The following is a 20339-nucleotide window of genomic DNA, read 5'->3' on the forward strand; positions in this document are numbered from 1 at the left end:
CATTCCGGGATGGTGCGCAGCACCAGACCTCAGATGCGCAATTGCGCATCGGGGAATCTCGAGATTCCACAATGTGCAATTGCACATTGGGGTTCGATGCCTCGCATCGCCCCGGAATGACGGCTATGCCGTCACACCACCACGCTCAGCCGCTTCGCCGCTCGCGTGATGCCGGTGTAGAGCCACCGTGCCCGGCTGTCCTGGAACGCAAAGCTCTCGTCGAACAGCACCACGTCGTCCCATTGCGAACCCTGCGACTTGTGCACGGTGAGCACGTAGCCGTAGTCGAATTCGTCATAGGGCTTGCGCTGCTCCCACGGGATCGCCTCGATGCCGCCCTCGAAGCAGTCGTGGCGCACCGAAACCTTGGTGACCTTGTGGCCGAACTCTTCGTCGGGCGAGAGCCGCATGGTCAGGATTTTTGATTTCGCTCGCGGCTGGGTGCGCGACTTCACCCGCCACAGCCCGCCGTTGAACAGGCCCTTCTTGCGGTTGTTGCGCAGGCAGACCAGCTTGTCGCCGGCCACCGGCAAGGGATCCTCGATGTTCTGCTTCTGGCGCACCCGCATGTTGTAGGCGCGGCGGGTGTTGTTGCGTCCGACCAGCACCTGGTCGGCGCTCATCACACGATCCGGGTCGAGCTCGCTACGCAGCACCACCTCGCTCTCGCCGTGGCGGCCGATTTCGAGTTCGCGGCCCTCGCGGATATCCATCGACATCCGCACGATCGGATCGTCCTGCGCCTGGCGATGCACCTCGGTCAGCATCGCGTCGGGCTCGCAGTCCGTGAAGAAGCCGCCGCCCTGGATCGGCGGCAACTGCGCGGGATCGCCGAGCACCAGCAGGGGGCAGTCGAACGACATCAGGTCGCGGCCAAGTTCTGCATCCACCATCGAACATTCGTCGATCACGATCAGCTTTGCCTTGGAAGCGGGCGCATCGTCCCACAGCTCAAAGCTCGGCTGCTCGACGCCGGATTCCTTGGCGCGATAGATCAGCGAGTGAATGGTGGAGGCGTTGTCGCAACCCTTGTTGCGCATCACCAGCGCGGCCTTGCCGGTGAAGGCAGCATATTTCACCTCGCCATCGACGCCTTCGGCGATGTGGCGCGCCAGTGTGGTCTTGCCGGTGCCGGCATAGCCGAACAGGCGAAACACCGGCGGCGTGCCGCCCGTGCCGGGCTTGGCCTTCAGCCAGTCGGCAACGGCCTTCAGCGCGGAATCCTGATGCGGCGTGAACGTGGTCATGGGGTCCAGATGGAGTGCAGAGCGGGCGGTGAGGCCGCGACTCAACGGAAGCGTAAAGCTAACCATTCGCGCGTTCCATGCAAGGCTGCTTCCGCGTCACGGAATCGCTGTTTCGCGGCCGAGGCTGGACTTGGAGCGGATGGCGAATACACTGACCGAAAACAACAAGCGGTCGTTGGGAGGCGTCATGAAATTCGGCATCTTTTACGAGCTGCAACTGCCGCGCCCCTGGGAAGAGGGCGACGAGCTCCGGCTCTACCAGAACGCGCTGACCCAACTCGAGACCGCCGACCGGCTCGGCTATGACCACGCCTGGGTTGTCGAACATCATTTCCTGGAAGAATACTCCCACTCGCCCGCGCCGGAATCCTTTCTCGCCGCGGCCAGCCAGCGGACCAGGAACATCCGGCTCGGCCACGGCATTTTCCAGCTCACGACAAATCATCCCGCTCGGGTCGCCGAGCGGGTTGCGGTGCTCGATCTCCTGAGCAACGGCCGCTGCGAGTTCGGCATGGGCGAGAGCGCCTCCATCACCGAACTGACGCCGTTCGGCCGTGACATGGAAACCAAGCGCGAGGTGTTCGAGGAGGCGGTACAGGCGATCTTCCCGATGTTCACGAAAGTGGGCACCGAGCATCACGGCAAGCATTTCGACATTCCCCTGCGCAACGTGGTGCCCAAACCCGTGCAGAAGCCGCATCCGCCGCTGTGGATGGCGTGCTCGCAACTGCCGACCATCGAGCGCGCCGGCGAGAACGGCTTTGGCGCGCTCGGCTTCCAGTTCGTCAGCGCGGACGCCGCGCATGCCTGGGTGCATGCCTATTACAACGCGATCACCAAGCGCTTGAAGAAGCTCGCCGATTACGAGATCAACCCGAACATGGCGCTGGTCTCGTTCTTCATGTGCGCCAGGACCGACGAGGAAGCCCGCGCCCGCGCCGACGGCGCCACCTTCTTCCAGTTCGCGCTGCGCTATTACGGCGCCGCGCAGAACCGGCAGCGCCCCGCGCCCGGCACGGTCAATATGTGGGATGAGTACAACAAGTGGAAGCGCGACAACCCGGGAGCGCAGGAGGCGGCGCTGCGCGGCGGCCTGATCGGATCGCCGGAGACCATCGCTAAGAAGCTGCGGCGCTTCCGCGCTTCCCATATCGACCAGGTGATCCTGCTCAACCAGGCCGGCAAGAACACCCATGAGCATATCTGCGAGTCGCTTGAACTGTTCGGCAAGGAAGTGATGCCGGAATTCCAGAACGACCCCGAGCATGTGGCGTGGAAGAAAGGCGTGATGAGCGGCGCGATCCAGCTCGAAGAGATCGATACCGACGCATTCAAGGATCGTTACGGCAAGCTGGCGGTGAGCGTCTCACCGGCGCCGAAGGTGGCGGCGGGATAGCGGCCCATGGGCTGGAGCGGCGCGACAGGGACTCGCGCCGTTCCGTGGTGCGCGCCATCAATTCGAATTCGCGGCCGCCGTAAAGCTGCGATCGACCGCCTTGTTGACGTCGAGCGTCTTCGTCAGGATCCCGTAGCGGGTGGCGCGGTCCGATGCTTCCTGAACTTCCCTGACGATGCTTTCGTCGATCGCGATCGGGCTGGTGCGCTGTGCCTTGTAGGCGCTCAGCAGTACATCTTCGGGAAGCCTGGTGAGTTCCGCGGTATTCTCCGCGTATTCAGGCAGATGATCCAGCGACCAGAGCCGTGCCCTGTTGAGCCGCTGCACGAGATCCTGCACGGCCGCGCGCTTGGTGGTGATGGCGCTATCGGATGCCACGATGAAGGTGACGGTCGGCGTCAGGCCCTCGCCATTGGCGATGACCCGCGCGTTGTCCTTGAGCGTGGCATAGGACACGTACGGCTCCCACACCGCCCATGCATCGATCGAGCCCGCGACCAGCGCGATCTTCGCATCCACCGGCCCGAGCGGCGCAAAGGTCGCGTCGTCGATCTTGTGGCCGGCCTTCTCCAGCGTCGCGTCGATCAGGAACTGGCCCCAGCCGCCGCGCGTTCCCGCGAGGCGCTTGCCCTTGAGGTCGGCGACCGACTTGATCGGCGAATCCTGGCGAACCAGGATGGCCTGTGTCCTGGCATCGGAGCGGGTGCCGCCGATGGCCTTGATCGGAGCGCCGGCCGCATACACCGTCAGGAACGAGAGATCGCCGGTGTAGCCGACATCCAGCGCGCCCGCGTTCAGTGCTTCGAGAATGGGCGCGGCAGCAGGAAATTCCGACCATTCGATCCTGTAAGGCAAATCCTTCGCGTAGCCTGAGATTTCAAGCAAGGAACGGTTGCCGCCCTTCTGGTCGCCGACACGGAGCGTCACGGTGTCTGCGGCCAGCGCCGATGCTGTAATCACCACGCCGATCGCCGCGCCGAACAACGTGGCGCCGATGCGACGGAGACGCGCGTGGGCGCGCGATTCAAGTTTGGTTGCATTCATGTTTTTGATCTTTCTCGTTTCATTCGCTGCATTGCGTGGGCGCAATCAGCGATGAGAAAAGCCTACGGGCGACCGAGACGCAGTCAATGAAATGGCTGACTGAATTGCGTTAAGAGGTCGCAATGAATCATTCGCTCGAATTCATTGTCGTGAAACGAAATCGTATACAGCGTAGCTATCGCTCAAATACTGTGCAGCAAGTCGCTCGCGACATGTCGTCGAACTTCCGCTGCGCAAGCGATCGGTAGACAAAGTCACAGCGCCGTGAAGCGTTTGACGTGGTTCCGATCGTGTGTGCTGCGGGAAAAAATATCGTCGCAATCGGCCATCCAACAATAAATGCGTTGTGTCATTGTCGAATGACAGAACGCGCATCGTTATTTTTTGCGGGCGCTCGACAGTCTGAACCGAGGATCCCATCATCCTGACGTCGCATGATCGCGCGACGTCGCGCGCATGATCGTCAGGAGAGTTGTAATGAGGCGTCGGGAGTTTCTCGGATTGTCGGTTGGGGGCGCCATTGCTGCGCTATCGTCGCGCGCAGAGGCGCAAACCGCTGTCAAGGAAATCAGGATTGGTTACCAGAAGACCGGGGTGCTGGTGATCGCGCGGCAGCAGGCGGTGCTCGAGAAGCGGTTCGCCGGCAGGCAGATCGGCATCAAGTGGATCGAGTTTACGTCGGGGCCACCCTTGCTGGAAGCGATGAGCACGGGCAGCGTCGATCTCGGCGCGGTCGGCGATACGCCGCCGATCTTCGCGCAGGCCGCCAATGCCAATATCGTCTATGTCGCGGGATCGCCGATCACCAACGGGCAGGGCATTCTCGTTCCCGCCAGCTCTGGTATTCGCACCATCGCCGACCTGAAGGGCAAGCGCGTCGGATTCACCAAGGGCACCAGCGCACACAACGTGGTGATCGCCACGCTGGAAAAGGCCGGGCTGACCTATGAGGATATCACGCCGGTCTATCTGACGCCGCCCGATGCAGGGCCGGCATTCGCCAATGGCAGCATCGAGGCGTGGGCGGTCTGGGATCCATATTTCGCGATTGGCGAGAAGCGCCAGAACGGTCGGATTCTCGTCAACGCCTATGAGGTCGCCAGGACCAATTCGTTCTATCTCGCCAACCGTGATTTCGCGAACATCCATGTGCGGGAAGCCCGCGAGGTGATTGATGGATTGGCGGAGGCCGCGCGCTGGGCCGAGGCCAATCGCGCCGAGGTCGCGAGCGCGCTCGCCGCGGTGACCGGCGTGCCGCTCGAGGTCCAGACCGTCGCCGCCAACCGCGCCTCATTCCTGATCGGCCCCGTGACCGACGAGATTGTCACGACGCAGCAGGCGGTCGCCGACCGCTTCCACAGGCTCGGCCTGATCCCGAAGCCGATCGCCGTGCGCGACATCGTCTGGCGCCATACCCAAAGCTGAATTCCACAAGAGGGACGTAACTCATGACGCGTTTGTTTCAACGCTTGCTCGCCAGCGCCGTGCTGTCGGTCAGCATGGTCGCGGCGACCGTCGGCGCTTCCTACGGCCAGGACAAGGTGGTCCGCATCGGCTTCCAGAAGTACGGCAAGCTGGTGCTGCTCAAGAGCAAGGGCACGCTGGAAGAGAAGCTGAAGGCCGCCGGCTACAAGGTGGTGTGGACGGAGTTTCCATCCGGCCCGCCGCTGCTCGAAGCACTCAATGTCGGGGCGATCGATTTCGGCAACACCGGCGAAGCGCCGCCGATCTTCGCGCAGGCTGCGGGCGCGCCGATCCAGTACGTCGCCTATGAGCCGCCGGCCCCAAAGGGCGAGGCGATCCTGGTGCGGAAGGACAGCAAGCTGGCTTCTGTCGCCGACCTCAGGGGCAAGAAGGTCGCGCTGAACAAGGGCTCCAACGTTCACTATCTGCTGGTGAAGGCGCTGGAGAAGGCCGGCGTCAAATATTCCGAGATCGAGCCCGTGTTTCTGGCGCCAGCGGACGCCCGCGCAGCATTCGAGCGCGGAGTGGTCGATGCCTGGCTGATCTGGGATCCGTTCCAGGCCGCCGCTGAAGCCGCCACCGGCGCGCGCACGCTCGCTGACGGCACCGCAATTGTCTCGAACTACCAGTTCTATTTCTCCTCGAAGAAGTTTGTGGAGAGCGATCCGAAGATCGTCGATCTCGTGCTGGCTCAGCTCAGCGAGGTCGACGATTGGGCCAAGGGCGACATCCATGCCGTCGCCGAGCAGTTGGCGCCGGCGATCGGGCTTTCCGTGCCCGTCGTCGAGGTCGCGCTCAAGCGGCAGTCCTACGGCATCAAGCCGATCACCGAGAGCGTGATCGCCGACCAGCAACAGGTCGCGGACACGTTCTTCGCGCTCGGGCTTATCCCGAAGCAAATCAAGATTTCTGACGTGGCCCGGAGGTCCGGATCGTGAGCACGCAACCCAACGCCAACATTCTCTGGTTCTTGCCGACGCATGGCGACGGCCGTTATCTCGGCACCACGACGGGCGGCCGCGAGGTGAACTTCAATTACCTGCGCCAGATCGCGCAGGCCGCCGACCAACTCGGCTATTTCGGCGTGTTGCTGCCGACCGGGCGAAGTTGCGAGGATTCCTGGGTGGTGGCCTCGGCCGTGGCACCATGGACTGAGCGGCTGCGTTATCTGGTGGCAGTGCGACCGGGGCTGCAGTCGCCCGGCGTCGCGGCGCGCATGACCGCGACGCTGGACCGGGTATCAAACGGACGTCTGCTGATCAACGTCGTCACCGGCGGCGACCCCGTCGAGAACAAGGGCGACGGCGTGTTCCTCCCGCATGACGAGCGCTACCAGGTGACGCGCGAGTTCCTCAACGTCTACAGCGATCTGCTTGCGGGCAAGACCGTCAATGTTGAGGGCAAGCACATCCGCATCGAGGACGGCAAATTGCTGTTCCAGCCGGTGCAGTCGCCGCGGCCGCCGCTCTATTTCGGCGGATCGTCGGATGCCGGTATCGACGTCGCCGTCGACACCGTCGACAAGTATTTAACCTGGGGTGAGCCGCCCGCGCAGGTCGCCGAGAAGGTCAACCGTGTAAAGGCTGCCGCGGCGGCGCGCGGGCGAAAAATCTCGTTCGGCATTCGGCTGCATGTGATCGTGCGCGAGACCAATGCGGAAGCCTGGAAGGCGGCGGATGAATTGATCCAGCACGTCACCGACGAAACCGTCGCTTCGGCGCAAAAAATCTTTTCGCGGATGGATTCCGTCGGCCAGCAGCGCATGGCGCAACTGCATGGCGGACGCCGCGACAAGCTCGAGATCAGCCCCAATCTCTGGGCCGGCGTCGGTCTGGTGCGCGGCGGTGCGGGCACCGCACTGGTTGGTGATCCCGAAACCGTCGCGGCGAGGATCAGGGAATATCAGGATATCGGCATCGATACCTTCATCATGTCGGGCTACCCGCATCTGGAGGAAGCCTATCGCTTTGCCGAACTGGTGTTCCCTCTGCTGTCGTTGAACCAGCCGAACAACGTCACGCCAATCCGCCTCAACACCGGGCCGTTCGGCGAAACCATCGGCAATGAATACCGTCCGCAGAAACAGGCATCGCAATTATGAGTCTCATCGACAGTTTTTCCCGCGTCAGTGCACCGAAACTGCCGCGGATCGACGGCCTGGTCCCGTGGATCGTGCCGCTTGCGATCATTCTGATATGGCAGCTTGCCTGCGTCACCGGCTTCGTGTCCGCGCGCGTGCTGCCGGCGCCGAGCGACGTCGCGCTGGCGGGATGGAAGCTCCTGCTGTCAGGCGAACTCGCCCGCAACATCTGGGTCAGTTTTTGGCGCGCCAGCATCGGATTTTTGATCGGCGGCAGTATCGGATTCAGTTTCGGGCTCGCCAACGGCTTATCGCAAGTGTCCAGCAAGCTCACCGATACGACGTTGCAGATGGTACGCAACATCCCGCATCTGGCCTTGATCCCACTGGTCATCCTGTGGTTCGGGATCGATGAATCGGCAAAACTGTTCCTGGTCGCGCTTGGCGTTTTCTTCCCGATCTACCTGAACACGCTGCACGGCATCCGCACCGTCGATCCGCAATTGATCGAGATGGGCCGCATCTATGGCATGACCGACGGCGAACTGTTCCGCCGGGTGATTTTCGCGGGCGCGTTGCCGTCGATCTTCGTCGGTGTGCGCTTCGCGCTCGGCATCATGTGGCTGACCCTGATCGTGGCCGAAACCATCGCCGCCTCGTCGGGCCTCGGCTACATGGCGATGCAGGCCCGCGAGTTCATGCTGATCGACGTCGTGGTGCTGTCGATCCTGATCTATGCCTTGCTTGGCAAGGTCGCCGACAGCGCCTCGCGCACGCTGGAACGGCTGACGTTGTCCTGGCATCCGGCCTTCCAGAAACATTGAGGACAAGAAATGCAAGAAGCCCTTCGTTTCCGTCTGTCGGACGCCGAACCTCTCGGCCGCGCCGAGATCATCGAGCAAGCGCGCTTTGCGCGCCGCGGTCCCAGAACCGCGTCTCGCGGCCTTTCACTGACCATCCGTGATTTGCACAAATCGTTCGGCGACAACGAGGTGCTGCGTGGCCTCGACCTGCACATTCCGGCCGGCCAGTTCGTCGCGATCGTCGGCCGCAGCGGCTGTGGCAAGAGCACGCTGCTGCGGTTGATCGCTGGCCTCGATACGGCGACCGCAGGCAGTATCGACTTCGGCGAGGAGGCGCGCGCCGAGGACATTCGCGTGATGTTTCAGGAGCCGCGGTTGCTGCCTTGGGCTCGGGTGCTTTCGAACGTCGAAGTCGGACTGGGTCGGGAACGGGCATCGCAGGGTGCGCAGGCCCGCGCCGAGAGCGCACTGGCTGAGGTCGGTCTCGCTGACAAGCGCTCCCAGTGGCCGGCGGTCCTGTCAGGCGGACAGAAGCAGCGCGTGGCGCTGGCGCGCGCGTTGGTCAGCCAACCGCGCGTGCTGGCCTTCGACGAGCCGCTCGGCGCGCTCGACGCGTTGACCCGCATTTCGATGCAGCGGCTGCTCGAGCGGGTCTGGCACGATCAGGGCTTTACCGCGATCCTGGTGACCCACGACGTCGCTGAGGCTGCCGCCTTGGCCGATCGCGTGCTTGTCATCGAGGATGGCCGCATCGCCCAGGATTTCAGCGTCGATGTTCCGCGTCCGCGCCAGCGCGGTTCGGCCGAGCTGGCGGCGCTGGAGGGCGCGATCCTGAAAAATCTTCTGGAAGGCACGGAAGATACTTCCGACCTGTGAGGTGCCCATGAACCTTATCATCCGTTCCGCGTCGATCGATTCCGAGGTTTCCTCCGGCGATTTTCGCAGTGCGATGCGCCAATTGACGGGGGGTGTCAGCGTTATCACCGCAGGGCGGGGCCGGGATATTTCGGGCATGACCGTTACCTCGGTGTCATCCCTGTCGGTCGATCCGCCGGCCTTGATCGTCAGCATCAATCGGGAATCTTCCTCCTGGCCGCTCGTGAAGCGCTACGGCTTTTTCGGCGTCAATATCCTCACGTCGGACCAAATTGATATCGCCGAGCGGTTCACCGGCAAGGGTGGGCTGAAGGGCGTCGATCGCTTCGCCGGCGCCCGGTGGATGACGTGCGCCTCAGGCGTGCCGCTGCTCGTCGGCGCCTTGGCGGCCATCGACTGTGAGGTCGAGGACGTCGTCGAGCGGCATTCACATGCGATCATCATTGGCCGCATTCTGAATGTAGAGGTTTCCGCGCGGACCGCAGCGCTGGCCTACTGGCAGGGGCGCTATGTCGCCATCGATCAGGATGAGGATGCGGCGAAGCTTGCCGAGGTCAGCGTGCCGGTGCGGAAGACCGCACGGAAGGTCTGACGGAAGCGCTCTGCAGTTGTCCGGCCCTGCCGGGCTGGCTTTTTTGCTGCGTCCGATCTAAACCCGGCGAATGAAGCGTCTCGCAACCTGGACATTTTATGCAGTCGGCGCGATCGCGATCGCCTATCTTGCGCTGTACGCCTATGCCGTCTTCACCGGGCGCGACCTGCAGCCCGGCGATCCCATTCACATTTTCCGCAAGCCGGATGCGCCGAGTTATTCTTAGCGTCGTCATTCCGGGGCGATGCGAAGCATCGAACCCCAATGTGCAATTGCACATTGTGGAATCTCGAGATTCCCCGATGCGCAATTGCGCATCTGAGGTCTGGTGCTCGCGCACCATCCCGGAATGACGGGCGTGGGCGATTTTGGCTCCCTGCCTATCCCGCCGCGACAAACCGCTGATGCTCACCCGCGCCCGCCGGGGTGATCGGGATGCCGCCGTCGGCATACTCGTTCAGCTTGTTGCGCAGCGTGCGGATCGAGATGCCAAGGATGTTGGCGGCATGGGTGCGATTGCCAAGGCAATGCTTGAGCGTTTCCAGGATCAGGTCGCGCTCGACGTCGGCGACGGTGCGGCCGACCAAAGCACGCGTCACCTGCTCGGCGGCAAAGGTGGCGTGCGCCACGGCGGGTGCGGTCTTGGCGAGGTCGAGGCGGTCGCCGTCGGGCGTCAGGATCGCCTCGGGACCGATCTCGTCGCCCTGCGCCATCAGCACCGAACGATGAATGGTGTTTTCCAGTTCGCGGACGTTGCCTTGCCAGCGGTTTGAGGTCAGCACCCGCCTTGCATCGGCGGAGATCGGCCGCAGCGGCACGCCATTGGCGTCGGCATATTTCTTGGCAAAGTGCTGCGCCAGTTCGAGGATGTCGGCCGGACGGTCGCGCAGCGGCGGGATCTTCAGATTGACGACGTTGAGACGGAACAGCAGGTCCTCGCGGAAAGTCCCTTCGCGCACGGCCTCCGTGAGGTTGCGGTTCGATGTCGCGATGATGCGGATATCGACCGGCACCGGCTTGGTGCCGCCGACGCGGTCGATCACGCGCTCCTGGATCGCGCGCAGCAGCTTGGATTGCAGGCGAACGTCCATCTCCGAGATTTCGTCGAGCAGCAGCGTGCCGCCGGTCGCTTCCTCGAACTTGCCGATGCGGCGGGCGACCGCGCCGGTGAAAGCGCCTTTCTCGTGACCGAACAATTCTGATTCCAGCAGATGCTCTGGGATCGCCGCGCAATTGATCGAGATGAACGGCCGCTTGGCGCGGGTCGAGCGCGAGTGGACGTAGCGCGCCAGCACTTCCTTGCCGGTGCCGGATTCGCCGGTGATCATGACGGAGGCGTCGGAGCCCGCGATCTGCTGGGCCAGCTTGACGACCTTGCCCATGGCTTCGTCGCGATAGATCAGGTCGCGCGAGTCATTGGCGACGGCGGCGAGCACCGCGGCGATCAGTTCGGGATCGGGCGGCAGCGGGATGTATTCCTTGGCGCCGGCGTGGATCGCGGCCACCGCCGCACGGGCGTCGTTGGAGATGCCGCAGGCCACGATCGGCACGTGGATGTGCTCGGCTTCCAGCCGCATCACCAGGTCGCGGATGTCGAGGGCGACGTCGACCAGCAGGAGGTCGGCGCCCTTGCCGCCGCGCAGCACCGCCATCGCCTGGTCGGTCGCCTCGGCGTGGGTCACCGAAGCCCCGTTTTCCATCGCGATCTTGGTGGCGGTCGTGAGCTGGCCCTTCAATGTGCCAACGATGAGAAGCCGCATTTTTTATCTCCTGTTCGTCTGTTCGCGCCGTTCACGGCGCGGTCGCCAAAATTGTTAGCTGCGTTCTGCCTTGATGATTTCCGTCATGGTCACGCCGAGCTTGTCTTCCACCAGCACGACCTCGCCACGCGCCACCAGGCGGTTGTTGACGTAGATGTCGATGGCTTCGCCGACGCGGCGGTCGAGTTCGAGCACGGTGCCGGGGCCGAGCTTCAAGAGCTCGCCGACATCCATCTTGGAGCGGCCGAGCACGGCCGAGACCTGCACCGGCACGTCGAACACGGCCTCGAGGTCGGCCGCGATGCGCGAGGCCTGTTCGTCCTCATTGTAGGCGAGGTCGTCGATCGGCGGGGCGTCCGCGGCGTTGAGATCGGGAAGCGGTACCTGTGCGTCGGTGTCACTCATGGTTCAGTCCTCATGGCCTTTATGTTCCGGCCTGATCGCGGGACGCCAGATAGCGCCCGACGAGTTCGCTGATCTTCGCTTCGATGGCTGCGCGTTCCAGCACCACGCCGCCATCGGCCCATTCGATCCGGCAGTCGCCGGTGGCGATGCCGGGCTCGGCCAGGATCACAAGCCGGCCCTCGAAGCCGCTCTGGGCTGCCTGCCGTTCGATCTTCTCGCGGGCGGCCTCGTAGAGCCGGTCGTTGATGCGGACGACGAGATGCGGGGTGGCGACCAGATGCGAGAAGCAATCGCTGACCAGCGCTGTGATCTCGCCAAGCGGTTCGCGGGCGACCAGTTCGCTGCACAGCTTGCGCGCCACCGCGACCGCGACATCGACCGCCTCGGTCTCCATCCGGGCCTCGATGCCGGAGAAGCGCGTGGCGATGCCCCGGATGGTGATGCCGATCTCTTCCAGCGCCAGCGCCGAGCGGCGGTCACTCTCCACCTTCGCCTCGTGCTGGGCCGCCTCGTAGCCGGCGCGGTAGGCGCGCGCCTCGGCCTCCGCGACCTTTTGCGCGATCTCCGCGGCCGTAGCGGCACGTTCGCGCGTCCTGTCGGGTGCTGCGAAGTCGGTGTCGAACAGGAATTTTGCGGGCGCGGCCATCAGTACACCAGCTCGTCGTCGGCGCGGTTCTTGGTCAGGGTGATTTCGCCCCTGGCGGCCATGTCCTTGGCGAGGTTGACGAGCAGCGCCTGCGCTTCGTCGACGTCGCGCAGCCGCACCGGTCCCATCGCGGCCATGTCGTCCATCAGCATCTTGCCGGCGCGCGAGGACATGTTGCCGAGGAAGAAGGCACGCACCTCCTCATTGGCGCTCTTCAGCGCGATGCCGAGCTTGTCCTTGTCGACGTTGCGCATCAGCGTCTGCGCCGAGGCAGAATCGAGCTTGATCAAATCGTCGAAGGTGAACATCAGCGCCTTGATGCGCTCGGCGGATTCGCGGTTTTCCTCTTCCAGCGAGGTGATGAAGCGGGTCTCGGTCTGGCGGTCGAAATTGTTGAAGATTTCGGCCATCACCTCGTGGGCGTCGCGGCGGCGGGTCTGCGACAGGTTGGACATGAATTCGGTGCGCAGCGTCTGCTCGACCCGCTCGATGACTTCCTTCTGCACCGCCTCCATCTTCAGCATGCGGCCGACCACGTCGAGCGCAAGATCCTCGGGCAGGATCGCCAGCACGCGCGCCGCGTGCTCCGGCTTCAGCTTCGACAGCACCACCGCGATGGTCTGCGGATATTCGTTCTTGAGGTAGTTGGCGAGCACCTCTTCCTGCACGTTGGAGAGCTTCTCCCACATGTTGCGGCCGGCGGGGCCGCGAATTTCGTCCATGATGCCGGTGACGCGCTCGGACGGCAGGTATTGCTGCAACAGCCGTTCGGTGGCGTCGAAGGTGCCCATCAGTGCGCCGGAGGCCGACATGCGCGAGACGAATTCGAGCAGCAGATCCTCCACGACATCGGCCTCGACCGTGCCGAGCGTCGACATGTGGATCGACAGTTCGCGCACCTCGTCGTCGTCGAGCAGCCCCCACACCTTGCCGCCATATTGCTCGCCCAGCGCCAGCATCAGGATGGCGGCGCGCTTCGGACCGCTCAGCGGCTTGCTCTTCGGCCGCCCGCTCTGACGGCTCGCCAGCGCCGAGATGACGGTGGTGATGTCGTTGGCGTTTGAGGTTTGCGGTACGGCGGCCATGTCAGCTCTCGGCGGGTTCGCTCAGCCATTGACGAACAATGGAGGCGGTCTCGTTTGGATTACGTTCGGCCAGTTCGCCCACCCGGTGCACGGCCTGCGCGTGGACCTGGCCCTGGACCTGGGCGACGTCGATCAATTGGGCGGTGCCGCTGGTGCCGGCAATCAGCGCCTGCCCGGGCCCGAGTTCGGCTGTGCCGTCGGTCAAAGCGGGCACCGGTTCGGCCAGCGCGGGAACAACTTCGGCAGCCAGGATGCGCTTGACCAGCGGGCGGATCACCATGAACAGCACCACGAGGCCGAGCAGCATCATGACGCCGAGTTCGATGACGTACATGACGTCATCCTTGGTGAACTGCAGCATGCCGAGCAGGCCGGTCGGCTCAACGACCGCGGGCACGGTCGGCGCTTCGGCAAAGCGAAGATTGACGACCTCGACCTGGTCGCCGCGCTTCTGGTCGAAGCCGATCGCCGAGCGGACCAGGGTGGCGATGCGGTCGAGCTGTTCCTTGTTGCGGTCCTGATAGACCATTTCGCCTTTTTCGTTCTTGGTATAGGCGCCGTCGACCAGCACCGCGACCGAGATCCGGTTGACCCGGCCGGCCTCGGTGATCTCGGTCTTAGTGGTGCGCGAAATCTCGTAATTGTTGGTCTCTTCGCTCTTCTTGCTCTGGTCGCGGGCCGCAGGCCCGGTGGTGTTGGTCTGGTTGTTGGGCAGTTCGTTGTTGACCGTCACCTGGCCGTTGTTTTCGGCGGTCAGCGAGGATTCCTCGCGGGTCTGGCTGGAGCGCAGCACGCGGCCCTCGGGATCGAACTTGTCCGAGGTCTGGGTAACCTTGTTGTAGTCGAAGTCGGCGGTGAGCTGGACGCGGGCGCGGCCCTGGCCGACCACCGAGGAGACGATCGCCTCGACCTCGTTGCGCATGCGCTTCTCGAAGGCCGCGCGGCGCTCTTCACCGACGGCGATATCGGCTTCCTTGCCGGCGCCGTCAGCCAGCAGCCGGCCAGCTTCGTCGACGATCGATACCCGCTGCGGCTTCAATCCGTTGACGGCGGAGGCGACGACATGGCGAATGGCGCGGATCTGCTGCGGTTCGAGGCTGCCGCGCACCCGCACCACGATGGAGGCCGACGGCTCCGGCGCCTCGCGCGCGAACAAGGGCCGTTCCGGCAGCACCAGATGGACGCGGGCGGCCTGGATGCGGTCGATGGCGCGGATGGTGCGGGCGAGTTCGCCCTCCAGCGCGCGCAGATGGTTGATGTTCTGGACGAAGCTGGTGGTGCCGAGCGCGTCGGACTTGTCGAAAATCTCGTAGCCGACGCCGCCGCCCTTGGGCAGGTTGCTTTCGGCGAGCTTCATCCGCAGCCGCGTGACCTTGTCCTTCGGCACCATGATGACCGCGCCTTCGTTGCGCAGCTCGAAGGGAATCGCCTGGCGCTCCAGATCCTTGATGATGCTGGAGGAATCTTCGGCGGTGAGATCCGTGAACAGGGTGGTCATCTGCGGCGTCGTGACGCGCATGATCACAAAGGCGAAGAAGCCGATCAGTGCGGTAGTCACCGCAACCATGGCCATCAGCCTTGCCGCACCCAGGCCTCTCAGGAAAGCAACGAGACTTTGCACCAACCGCCCCCAAGGGATTCGGCCCCAGGGACCGACTGGGCAATTATTGCCTAGGGGATGGTTTCCATATGGTTAACAACCGTTAAAGCCGCCACGAATAGTTCCGGCATGAAAAAAACCGGCTTCGCAAAACGAAGCCGGTTTTCATCAAATCTTTCCGTTCGGGACAGTTTACTGCCGATATTGCTGGATCCGGGTGGTCCGGAGGCCTGCCAGACCATGCTGATCGATGGAAAACTGCCAGGACAGGAATTCGTCGACCGTCAGGGTATAACGGCTGCACGCTTCCTCGAGGGAGAGCAGGCCGCCGCGGACCGCTGCGACGACCTCGGCCTTGCGGCGGATCACCCACCGTTTGGTGCCGGGCGCCGGCAGGTCAGCAATTGTCAACGGGCTGCCGTCAGGCCCGATGACGTATTTTACCCTCGGGCGATGGGGTTCTGTCATGGCGTACTCACAAACTCTCAACCACTGAACTCACCATGACAACCTACGCCCCGCGGCTTAAAAATTGCCTAAGCCCACGGCTTCAATACGAATCTCCTTGAAAATGACGGAAATAGCTTCGGCCCGGGGTTCCCTGTGACGCTTTTGCGTACAATCAGGGATTGCCGGGCCGGAAGGCGGCGGATCAGGCCGCGCGAGGGGGGGGGTCAGGTGGGCTAGCTGGTGGTGCTCGGGCGGACCACCCGCTTGACCTTATCGGTGGTGTAGCTCTGGCCGCCGATCGACAGCAGCGGTGGGGAGGAGGTCAGATCGACCGAATCCACGACGCCCTGGACTTCGGTGGAGATTGCGACATTGTTGCCCGAACTGTCCTTGCCGGTGGCGGTCAAGGTGTAAGTGCCGGCCGGCCACTGCACGCCATCATTGCCCTTGCCGTCCCAGACGAAACTGGAGCCGCCCTTCTTCAGTGTGTAGTTGCCGGTATAGGCGGTCTGTCCCGCCGAATTGGTGATCGTGATCGTCGCGCTGGTGTCTTTTTCTGAGTTGAAATTCCAGGTCGCCGATTTGTCGAACTGTGCCTTGCTGCCGTCGACGGCCACGGTGTTACCGACATAGACCAGCGCCTGCGTCGCCTGCGCGCTCTTCTCGATCTCCACCAGCGACTTCAGTTGTTCGTTCGACTTCAGCTGCTGCTCGATGCCGGCGAACTGCACGAGCTGCTGGGTGAACTGGTTGGTGTCGAGCGGATCCAGCGGATTCTGGTGCTGGAGCTGCGTCGTCAGCAGCGTCAGGAAGGTCTGGAAATTATCCGCGATTCCCGTCGTTTTGTCCGACGCGGTCTTGTCGCTGCTGGCGGTTCCGGTCCCGGCCGCCGAGACGATCGTGGTCGGCATGGTTGCATCGACTGCCATGGCGGTCTCCGTTAAATCCTGATGTCGACGCCGCCGCTCGACCCGAGCATGCGGCCGTAGCTGCGGCCGGCGACGACGGCCGGCACGCTGTCTTCCTCGCTGACGACGAGGCGATGGGCATTGGGATTGGACTGGTTGCCGTCGTTCTGGCCCTGCGAAGACTGGTCGCGCAGGCTGAACTGCAGGCCGCCATTGCCGGTCGAGAGGCCAGCGTTGTCGAGTGCGCGCTGCAACTGGTTGGCGTCCTGGCGCAGCATCGACAGCGTTTCCGGCCGTTCGACGGTCAGATGCGACGTCACCTGGCCGTGGCGATCAACATCGATGCGGACGTCGATGCGGCCGAGTTCGGCGGGATCGAGCCGGATTTCGAAGCGGGTCTTGCCGCTCTTGGCAGAGGCTGCGATTTCCATCGCAAGCCCACTCACCGGTATCGGCGCGCTGGCGGCGGCCGTGGCGGTGAGCTGGGCAGCAGGTGCCGGCGTCGTGGCGGCAACGGCCGGTTGCTGCGCCTGGATCGCGCCGGCGGCCTGCAGGCCGTTGCCGGAGGAATTGACCGGCGTCTGGCCGATATCGGCGGCGGCAAGATGCGCGTGGGCTTGGGCGTTCGCGGCCGGCGGCACGATGGAATTGCCTGAGGCGTCGGCCTTCACGGCGTCGGCGATGCCATTCTCGGACTTCGGCTTGCCCGCGGCTTCGGTCGTCGGCGTGACGGCGGGCACGATCGTGTCCGCGGCAGGTGTTGCGGGCGCGGCGGTATCGGTGGTGCCGGCCTGCTCGACCGCCGTCGTGGCGCCTTTCCTGGCGAGATCGGGGTTCTTGAGCTGCGCGGCGGCTTTGGTGGCGGCGGGCGTCGCCGCGACCACGGAAGCGGCCTGAGCGATGCCGGTTGCGATGGATGGGTCGGCGGATGTGGCCTGGGCGCTGACGGCCTGGCCGACCGCGCCTTGCACGCCGGGCTTGGCGCTGCCGTCGGCCTGCGCGGCGTTCGCGGTTGCGGGCTGGGTTGCGGTGGCGGTTTCGGTGGCCTCAGCGGCGGGAGCGGCTGGCGCCGTCTCGGCGGCGAGCGAAGCGGAGGCTGCGATCGCTGCCGCTGCGATGGCAAGCGGTGCGGTCGCCTTGTCGGTCGCGGATGTCGCGGAAGCTGTCGCTGCCGGCGTTGTGGCAGCCGGGATGGCAACGGCAATGGCGTCGGCCGTCACCACGGCCGTTCCATCCTGCGCCGTCTCGGTCTGATCGGTTGCCGGGGAAGCGTCGCCGGAAGAGCCTTGCGTCGTCTCGCCGGACTTCGCGTCATCGGACTTCGCCGCGTCGGACTTCGATTTGGCGCGGCGGGTCGTCGCGGCCTTGGTGTCGATATCGGTCTTGGTATCGGTATCGGCCTTGGCGTCGACTTTGTTGTCGTCGCGCGTCTTGTCGCTGCGGGCGTTGGCCGCGGCGTTGCGATCATTCGAATCGTTGCGCGCGGCCTTGTTCGCCTTGTCAGATGCGGCAGCATTGGCGCGCGAGCGGTTGTCGGGCGCGGCTTGTGCATCGTCGGGGCGGCGCGGGGCGGGAGCGTTGTCCTGGGTGCGATTGTCGTTGTTGCCGGCGGCCTTGTTGCTGTCGACCAGCGCCGCGAAGCTGTCGTTTCCGGCTGACGGTTCGGAATCCGGCCGGGCCGACCTTGCCGCCGCGGTCTGAAAAGATGCGTTTGCCGATACTTCTGACGTGACACTAACCACGGGCGACCCTCGCGCTGAGCTCTCGGCTACCATTCAGCAAGGACCGGGCCACTCGCTTCTCAAGAAAAGATCGTGTTATTTCAAGTACTTGCGAACGTGGCGGTCGGGTCGCGCGGCATCGTCGCGGCCCCCTTTTCTGCCCGGCGGCAAGATTTGCCGTCCTGACCCCCCTCCAAGTCCTGACCCCCCCCCCTCCAAAATGGGGATCGGCTGATTGCCTCGCGCCAATACGGCCTATATTAAAGAGCGGCGTCCGATCCGGCCCGGTATGGCCGAATGAGATCATAAGGCCTTATAATAAAAAGGCTTTTTAACCCTGGCCGCGAGCTGCACAGCGCGCTTGCGATTGAAGTCGATGACCCCTGGCATGCGAAACAGTTTGGATCTCGAAGGCCGTCCGCAGGACACGCGGATCGTGGTCGCCATGTCCGGCGGCGTCGATTCCTCCGTGACGGCTGCCTTGCTGAAGTCCGAGGGCTACGACGTGGTCGGGATCACGCTGCAGCTTTACGACCATGGCGCGGCCACCCATCGCAAGGGCGCCTGCTGCGCCGGCCGCGACATCCACGATGCCCGCAACGTCGCCGAGCGGATCGGCATTCCGCATTACGTGCTCGACTATGAAAGCCGCTTCCGCGAATCCGTGATCGACAATTTTGCCGACAGCTACGCGCTCGGCGAAACGCCGGTGCCCTGCATCGAGTGCAACCGCTCGGTCAAGTTTCGCGATCTGCTTTCGACCGCGCGCGAGCTCGGCGCGCATGCGCTCGCGACCGGACACTATGTCGCCTCGCGCCGGCTTGCCGACGGATCGCGCGCGATGGTGTGTGCGGCCGACGCCGATCGTGACCAGAGCTATTTCCTGTTCGCGACCACGCGCGAGCAGCTCGACTATCTGCGCTTTCCCCTCGGCGACATGACCAAGCCGCAGACCCGCGAACTGGCGCGGCGCTTCGGCCTCGAAGTCGCCGACAAGCAGGACAGCCAGGACATCTGCTTCGTGCCGACCGGGCGCTACACCGACATCATCGGCCGCCTGAAGCCCGGCGCGATCGAGCCCGGCGACATCGTCGATCTCGACGGCCGCGTTATCGGCCGGCATCAGGGCATCGTTCATTTCACCGTCGGCCAGCGCAAGGGGCTCGGCATCGCCGCCGGCGCGCCGCTCTATGTCGTCAAGCTCGATGCGGCCGGCCGCCGCGTCGTGGTCGGGCCGCGCGAGGCGCTGCGGATGGATCGCATCCGCCTTCGTGACGTCAACTGGATCGGCGACGGTCCGCTCGACCGCGTCATCGGCGACGGCATCGAGATGTTCGTGCGCGTACGCTCGACACGCGCGCCGCAGCCGGCCTGGTTGCGCGCGGTCGATGGCGGCTATGAGGTCGAACTCGTCGCCGGCGAGGAGGGCGTATCGCCCGGCCAGGCCTGCGTGTTCTACGATGCGCCTGCAGGACAGGCGCGCGTGCTTGGCGGCGGATTCATCAAGAGCGCGACCGCAACGAATGCGGCGGCAAGGGCAGGGGCGCAGCAAACGATGACGCCGCTGCCCGAGGTGATGCGCACTTAAGAAAAATCGGGGCAGAGGGAATGGCTGGGGACATCGACCGCGAGGGGGTCGAAAAGGCTTATGGGCGCTGGGCGCCGGTCTACGATCTCGTTTTCGGCAAGGTGTTCGACGAGGGCCGCCGGTCGACCATCGCGGAAGCCGACAAGATCGGCGGGCGCGTTCTCGACGTCGGCGTCGGCACCGGGCTGTCGCTGTCTGAATATTCGCGCAACACGAAATTATGCGGCGTCGATATTTCCGAACCAATGCTGCGGCGGGCGCGGAAGCGCGTGCGCGAGTTCGGCCTGACCAATGTCGAAACGCTTGCGGTGATGGACGCCAAGAACCTGGCGTTTCCGGATTCGTTTTTCGATGCGGTGGTGGCGCAATATGTCATCACGGCGGTGCCGGATCCGGAACGCACGCTGGATGACTTCATCCGCGTGCTGAAACCCGGTGGCGAGCTCATCCTGGTCAATCACATCGGCGCCGAAAGCGGCCCGCGCCGGGTGTTCGAACTGGCGTTCGCGCCATTGGCGCGGCGGCTCGGCTGGCGGCCGGAATTCCCATGGGAACGCCTGACCAACTGGGCTGACAAGCACGGCGGCGTCACCCTGACCGAACGGCGGCCGATGCCGCCGATGGGGCATTTTTCGCTGATCCGTTTTCGGAAATCCTGAAGCGCATCGCGTTTT

General features: G+C 64.2%; 20 protein-coding genes. 10 read left to right on the forward strand and 10 right to left on the reverse strand.

The window, feature by feature from the left end; genetic code table 11:
• Positions 1–131 precede the first annotated feature (131 nt).
• Complete coding sequence (locus V1293_RS31050) at positions 132–1247, reverse strand: ATP-dependent DNA helicase (protein ID WP_334514932.1); 1116 nt, start codon at positions 1245–1247, stop codon at positions 132–134.
• A gap of 187 nt (positions 1248–1434) precedes the next feature.
• On the opposite strand from V1293_RS31050, the gene V1293_RS31055 reads away from it, so the two are divergent.
• Positions 1435–2643, forward strand: coding sequence for an LLM class flavin-dependent oxidoreductase (locus V1293_RS31055; RefSeq protein ID WP_334514934.1), 1209 nt, complete (start codon positions 1435–1437; stop codon positions 2641–2643).
• A 57-nt stretch (positions 2644–2700) separates the two neighbouring features.
• Here the strand turns inward: V1293_RS31055 and V1293_RS31060 are convergent, their stop codons facing one another.
• Positions 2701–3687 carry an ABC transporter substrate-binding protein gene (locus V1293_RS31060; RefSeq protein ID WP_334514936.1) on the reverse strand — a complete coding sequence of 329 codons (987 nt, stop codon included), beginning with the start codon at positions 3685–3687 and terminating at the stop codon, positions 2701–2703.
• Positions 3688–4164: 477 nt separating this feature from the next.
• On the opposite strand from V1293_RS31060, the gene V1293_RS31065 reads away from it, so the two are divergent.
• From V1293_RS31065 to V1293_RS31095, 7 genes are all read left to right on the forward strand, one after another.
• Entirely contained in the window at positions 4165–5112 is a 948-nt protein-coding gene (locus tag V1293_RS31065; protein ID WP_334514938.1) for a sulfonate ABC transporter substrate-binding protein, read from the forward strand.
• Positions 5113–5135: 23 nt separating this feature from the next.
• The gene (locus V1293_RS31070) at positions 5136–6089 is read left to right on the forward strand and encodes a sulfonate ABC transporter substrate-binding protein (RefSeq protein WP_334514940.1); all 954 of its coding nucleotides are present in this window, start codon (positions 5136–5138) and stop codon (positions 6087–6089) included.
• Entirely contained in the window at positions 6086–7252 is a 1167-nt protein-coding gene (gene ssuD, locus V1293_RS31075; protein WP_334514942.1) for an FMNH2-dependent alkanesulfonate monooxygenase, read from the forward strand. Before V1293_RS31070 ends, ssuD begins: the two co-directional genes overlap by 4 nt.
• Positions 7249–8055, forward strand: a complete 807-nt coding sequence (locus tag V1293_RS31080) for an ABC transporter permease subunit (RefSeq protein WP_334514944.1) — start codon at positions 7249–7251, stop codon at positions 8053–8055. Before ssuD ends, V1293_RS31080 begins: the two co-directional genes overlap by 4 nt.
• A gap of 9 nt (positions 8056–8064) precedes the next feature.
• Positions 8065–8910, forward strand: coding sequence for an ATP-binding cassette domain-containing protein (locus V1293_RS31085; protein ID WP_334514945.1), 846 nt, complete (start codon positions 8065–8067; stop codon positions 8908–8910).
• 7 nt (positions 8911–8917) lie between these two features.
• Complete coding sequence (locus tag V1293_RS31090; RefSeq protein ID WP_334514947.1) at positions 8918–9502, forward strand: flavin reductase family protein; 585 nt, start codon at positions 8918–8920, stop codon at positions 9500–9502.
• A 70-nt stretch (positions 9503–9572) separates the two neighbouring features.
• The gene (locus V1293_RS31095; RefSeq protein ID WP_334514949.1) at positions 9573–9728 is read left to right on the forward strand and encodes a hypothetical protein; all 156 of its coding nucleotides are present in this window, start codon (positions 9573–9575) and stop codon (positions 9726–9728) included.
• A gap of 154 nt (positions 9729–9882) precedes the next feature.
• Here the strand turns inward: V1293_RS31095 and flbD are convergent, their stop codons facing one another.
• The 8 genes from flbD to V1293_RS31135 form a co-directional block, all read right to left on the reverse strand.
• On the reverse strand, positions 9883–11262 hold the full coding sequence (flbD, locus tag V1293_RS31100; RefSeq protein ID WP_334514951.1) for a sigma-54-dependent transcriptional regulator FlbD: 1380 nt from the start codon (positions 11260–11262) through the stop codon (positions 9883–9885).
• Between the two features lie 54 nt (positions 11263–11316).
• Complete coding sequence (gene fliN / locus V1293_RS31105; RefSeq protein WP_108521346.1) at positions 11317–11667, reverse strand: flagellar motor switch protein FliN; 351 nt, start codon at positions 11665–11667, stop codon at positions 11317–11319.
• A gap of 19 nt (positions 11668–11686) precedes the next feature.
• A complete protein-coding gene (locus tag V1293_RS31110) occupies positions 11687–12313 on the reverse strand; it encodes a FliH/SctL family protein (RefSeq protein WP_334514952.1) in 627 nt (208 codons plus the stop codon).
• Positions 12313–13398: a flagellar motor switch protein FliG gene (gene fliG / locus V1293_RS31115; protein ID WP_334514953.1), complete on the reverse strand. Its 1086-nt coding sequence runs from the start codon at positions 13396–13398 to the stop codon at positions 12313–12315. Before fliG ends, V1293_RS31110 begins: the two co-directional genes overlap by 1 nt.
• 1 nt (position 13399) lies before the next feature.
• On the reverse strand, positions 13400–15019 hold the full coding sequence (fliF, locus tag V1293_RS31120) for a flagellar basal-body MS-ring/collar protein FliF (protein ID WP_334514955.1): 1620 nt from the start codon (positions 15017–15019) through the stop codon (positions 13400–13402).
• 171 nt (positions 15020–15190) lie between these two features.
• Entirely contained in the window at positions 15191–15466 is a 276-nt protein-coding gene (gene sciP / locus V1293_RS31125) for a CtrA inhibitor SciP (RefSeq protein WP_002714638.1), read from the reverse strand.
• Between the two features lie 215 nt (positions 15467–15681).
• Positions 15682–16377 (reverse strand): flagellar hook assembly protein FlgD, encoded by a 696-nt coding sequence (locus tag V1293_RS31130; protein ID WP_334514957.1) that lies wholly within the window; start codon positions 16375–16377, stop codon positions 15682–15684.
• Positions 16378–16388: 11 nt separating this feature from the next.
• Complete coding sequence (locus tag V1293_RS31135) at positions 16389–18098, reverse strand: flagellar hook-length control protein FliK (protein WP_334514959.1); 1710 nt, start codon at positions 18096–18098, stop codon at positions 16389–16391.
• A 367-nt stretch (positions 18099–18465) separates the two neighbouring features.
• Here V1293_RS31135 and mnmA point away from each other — a divergent pair, with 367 nt between their 5' ends.
• Together mnmA and V1293_RS31145 are read left to right on the forward strand one after the other, a co-directional pair.
• Positions 18466–19665 carry a tRNA 2-thiouridine(34) synthase MnmA gene (gene mnmA, locus V1293_RS31140; RefSeq protein WP_334514960.1) on the forward strand — a complete coding sequence of 400 codons (1200 nt, stop codon included), beginning with the start codon at positions 18466–18468 and terminating at the stop codon, positions 19663–19665.
• Positions 19666–19685: 20 nt separating this feature from the next.
• On the forward strand, positions 19686–20324 hold the full coding sequence (locus V1293_RS31145) for a class I SAM-dependent methyltransferase (RefSeq protein ID WP_334514962.1): 639 nt from the start codon (positions 19686–19688) through the stop codon (positions 20322–20324).
• Positions 20325–20339: the final 15 nt, after the last annotated feature.

The organism is Bradyrhizobium sp. AZCC 1693 (assembly GCF_036924745.1).
GTDB lineage: Bacteria > Pseudomonadota > Alphaproteobacteria > Rhizobiales > Xanthobacteraceae > Bradyrhizobium.

Coding starts and splice junctions, on each gene's coding strand:
- V1293_RS31050 (WP_334514932.1), bottom strand. CDS start 1,247: ATGACCACGTTCACGCCGCATCAGGATTCCGCGCTGAAGGCCGTTGCC.
- V1293_RS31055 (WP_334514934.1), top strand. CDS start 1,435: ATGAAATTCGGCATCTTTTACGAGCTGCAACTGCCGCGCCCCTGGGAA.
- V1293_RS31060 (WP_334514936.1), bottom strand. CDS start 3,687: ATGAATGCAACCAAACTTGAATCGCGCGCCCACGCGCGTCTCCGTCGC.
- V1293_RS31065 (WP_334514938.1), top strand. CDS start 4,165: ATGAGGCGTCGGGAGTTTCTCGGATTGTCGGTTGGGGGCGCCATTGCT.
- V1293_RS31070 (WP_334514940.1), top strand. CDS start 5,136: ATGACGCGTTTGTTTCAACGCTTGCTCGCCAGCGCCGTGCTGTCGGTC.
- V1293_RS31080 (WP_334514944.1), top strand. CDS start 7,249: ATGAGTCTCATCGACAGTTTTTCCCGCGTCAGTGCACCGAAACTGCCG.
- V1293_RS31085 (WP_334514945.1), top strand. CDS start 8,065: ATGCAAGAAGCCCTTCGTTTCCGTCTGTCGGACGCCGAACCTCTCGGC.
- V1293_RS31090 (WP_334514947.1), top strand. CDS start 8,918: ATGAACCTTATCATCCGTTCCGCGTCGATCGATTCCGAGGTTTCCTCC.
- V1293_RS31095 (WP_334514949.1), top strand. CDS start 9,573: ATGAAGCGTCTCGCAACCTGGACATTTTATGCAGTCGGCGCGATCGCG.
- flbD (WP_334514951.1), bottom strand. CDS start 11,262: ATGCGGCTTCTCATCGTTGGCACATTGAAGGGCCAGCTCACGACCGCC.
- fliN (WP_108521346.1), bottom strand. CDS start 11,667: ATGAGTGACACCGACGCACAGGTACCGCTTCCCGATCTCAACGCCGCG.
- V1293_RS31110 (WP_334514952.1), bottom strand. CDS start 12,313: ATGGCCGCGCCCGCAAAATTCCTGTTCGACACCGACTTCGCAGCACCC.
- fliG (WP_334514953.1), bottom strand. CDS start 13,398: ATGGCCGCCGTACCGCAAACCTCAAACGCCAACGACATCACCACCGTC.
- sciP (WP_002714638.1), bottom strand. CDS start 15,466: ATGACAGAACCCCATCGCCCGAGGGTAAAATACGTCATCGGGCCTGAC.
- V1293_RS31130 (WP_334514957.1), bottom strand. CDS start 16,377: ATGGCAGTCGATGCAACCATGCCGACCACGATCGTCTCGGCGGCCGGG.
- mnmA (WP_334514960.1), top strand. CDS start 18,466: ATGCGAAACAGTTTGGATCTCGAAGGCCGTCCGCAGGACACGCGGATC.
- V1293_RS31145 (WP_334514962.1), top strand. CDS start 19,686: ATGGCTGGGGACATCGACCGCGAGGGGGTCGAAAAGGCTTATGGGCGC.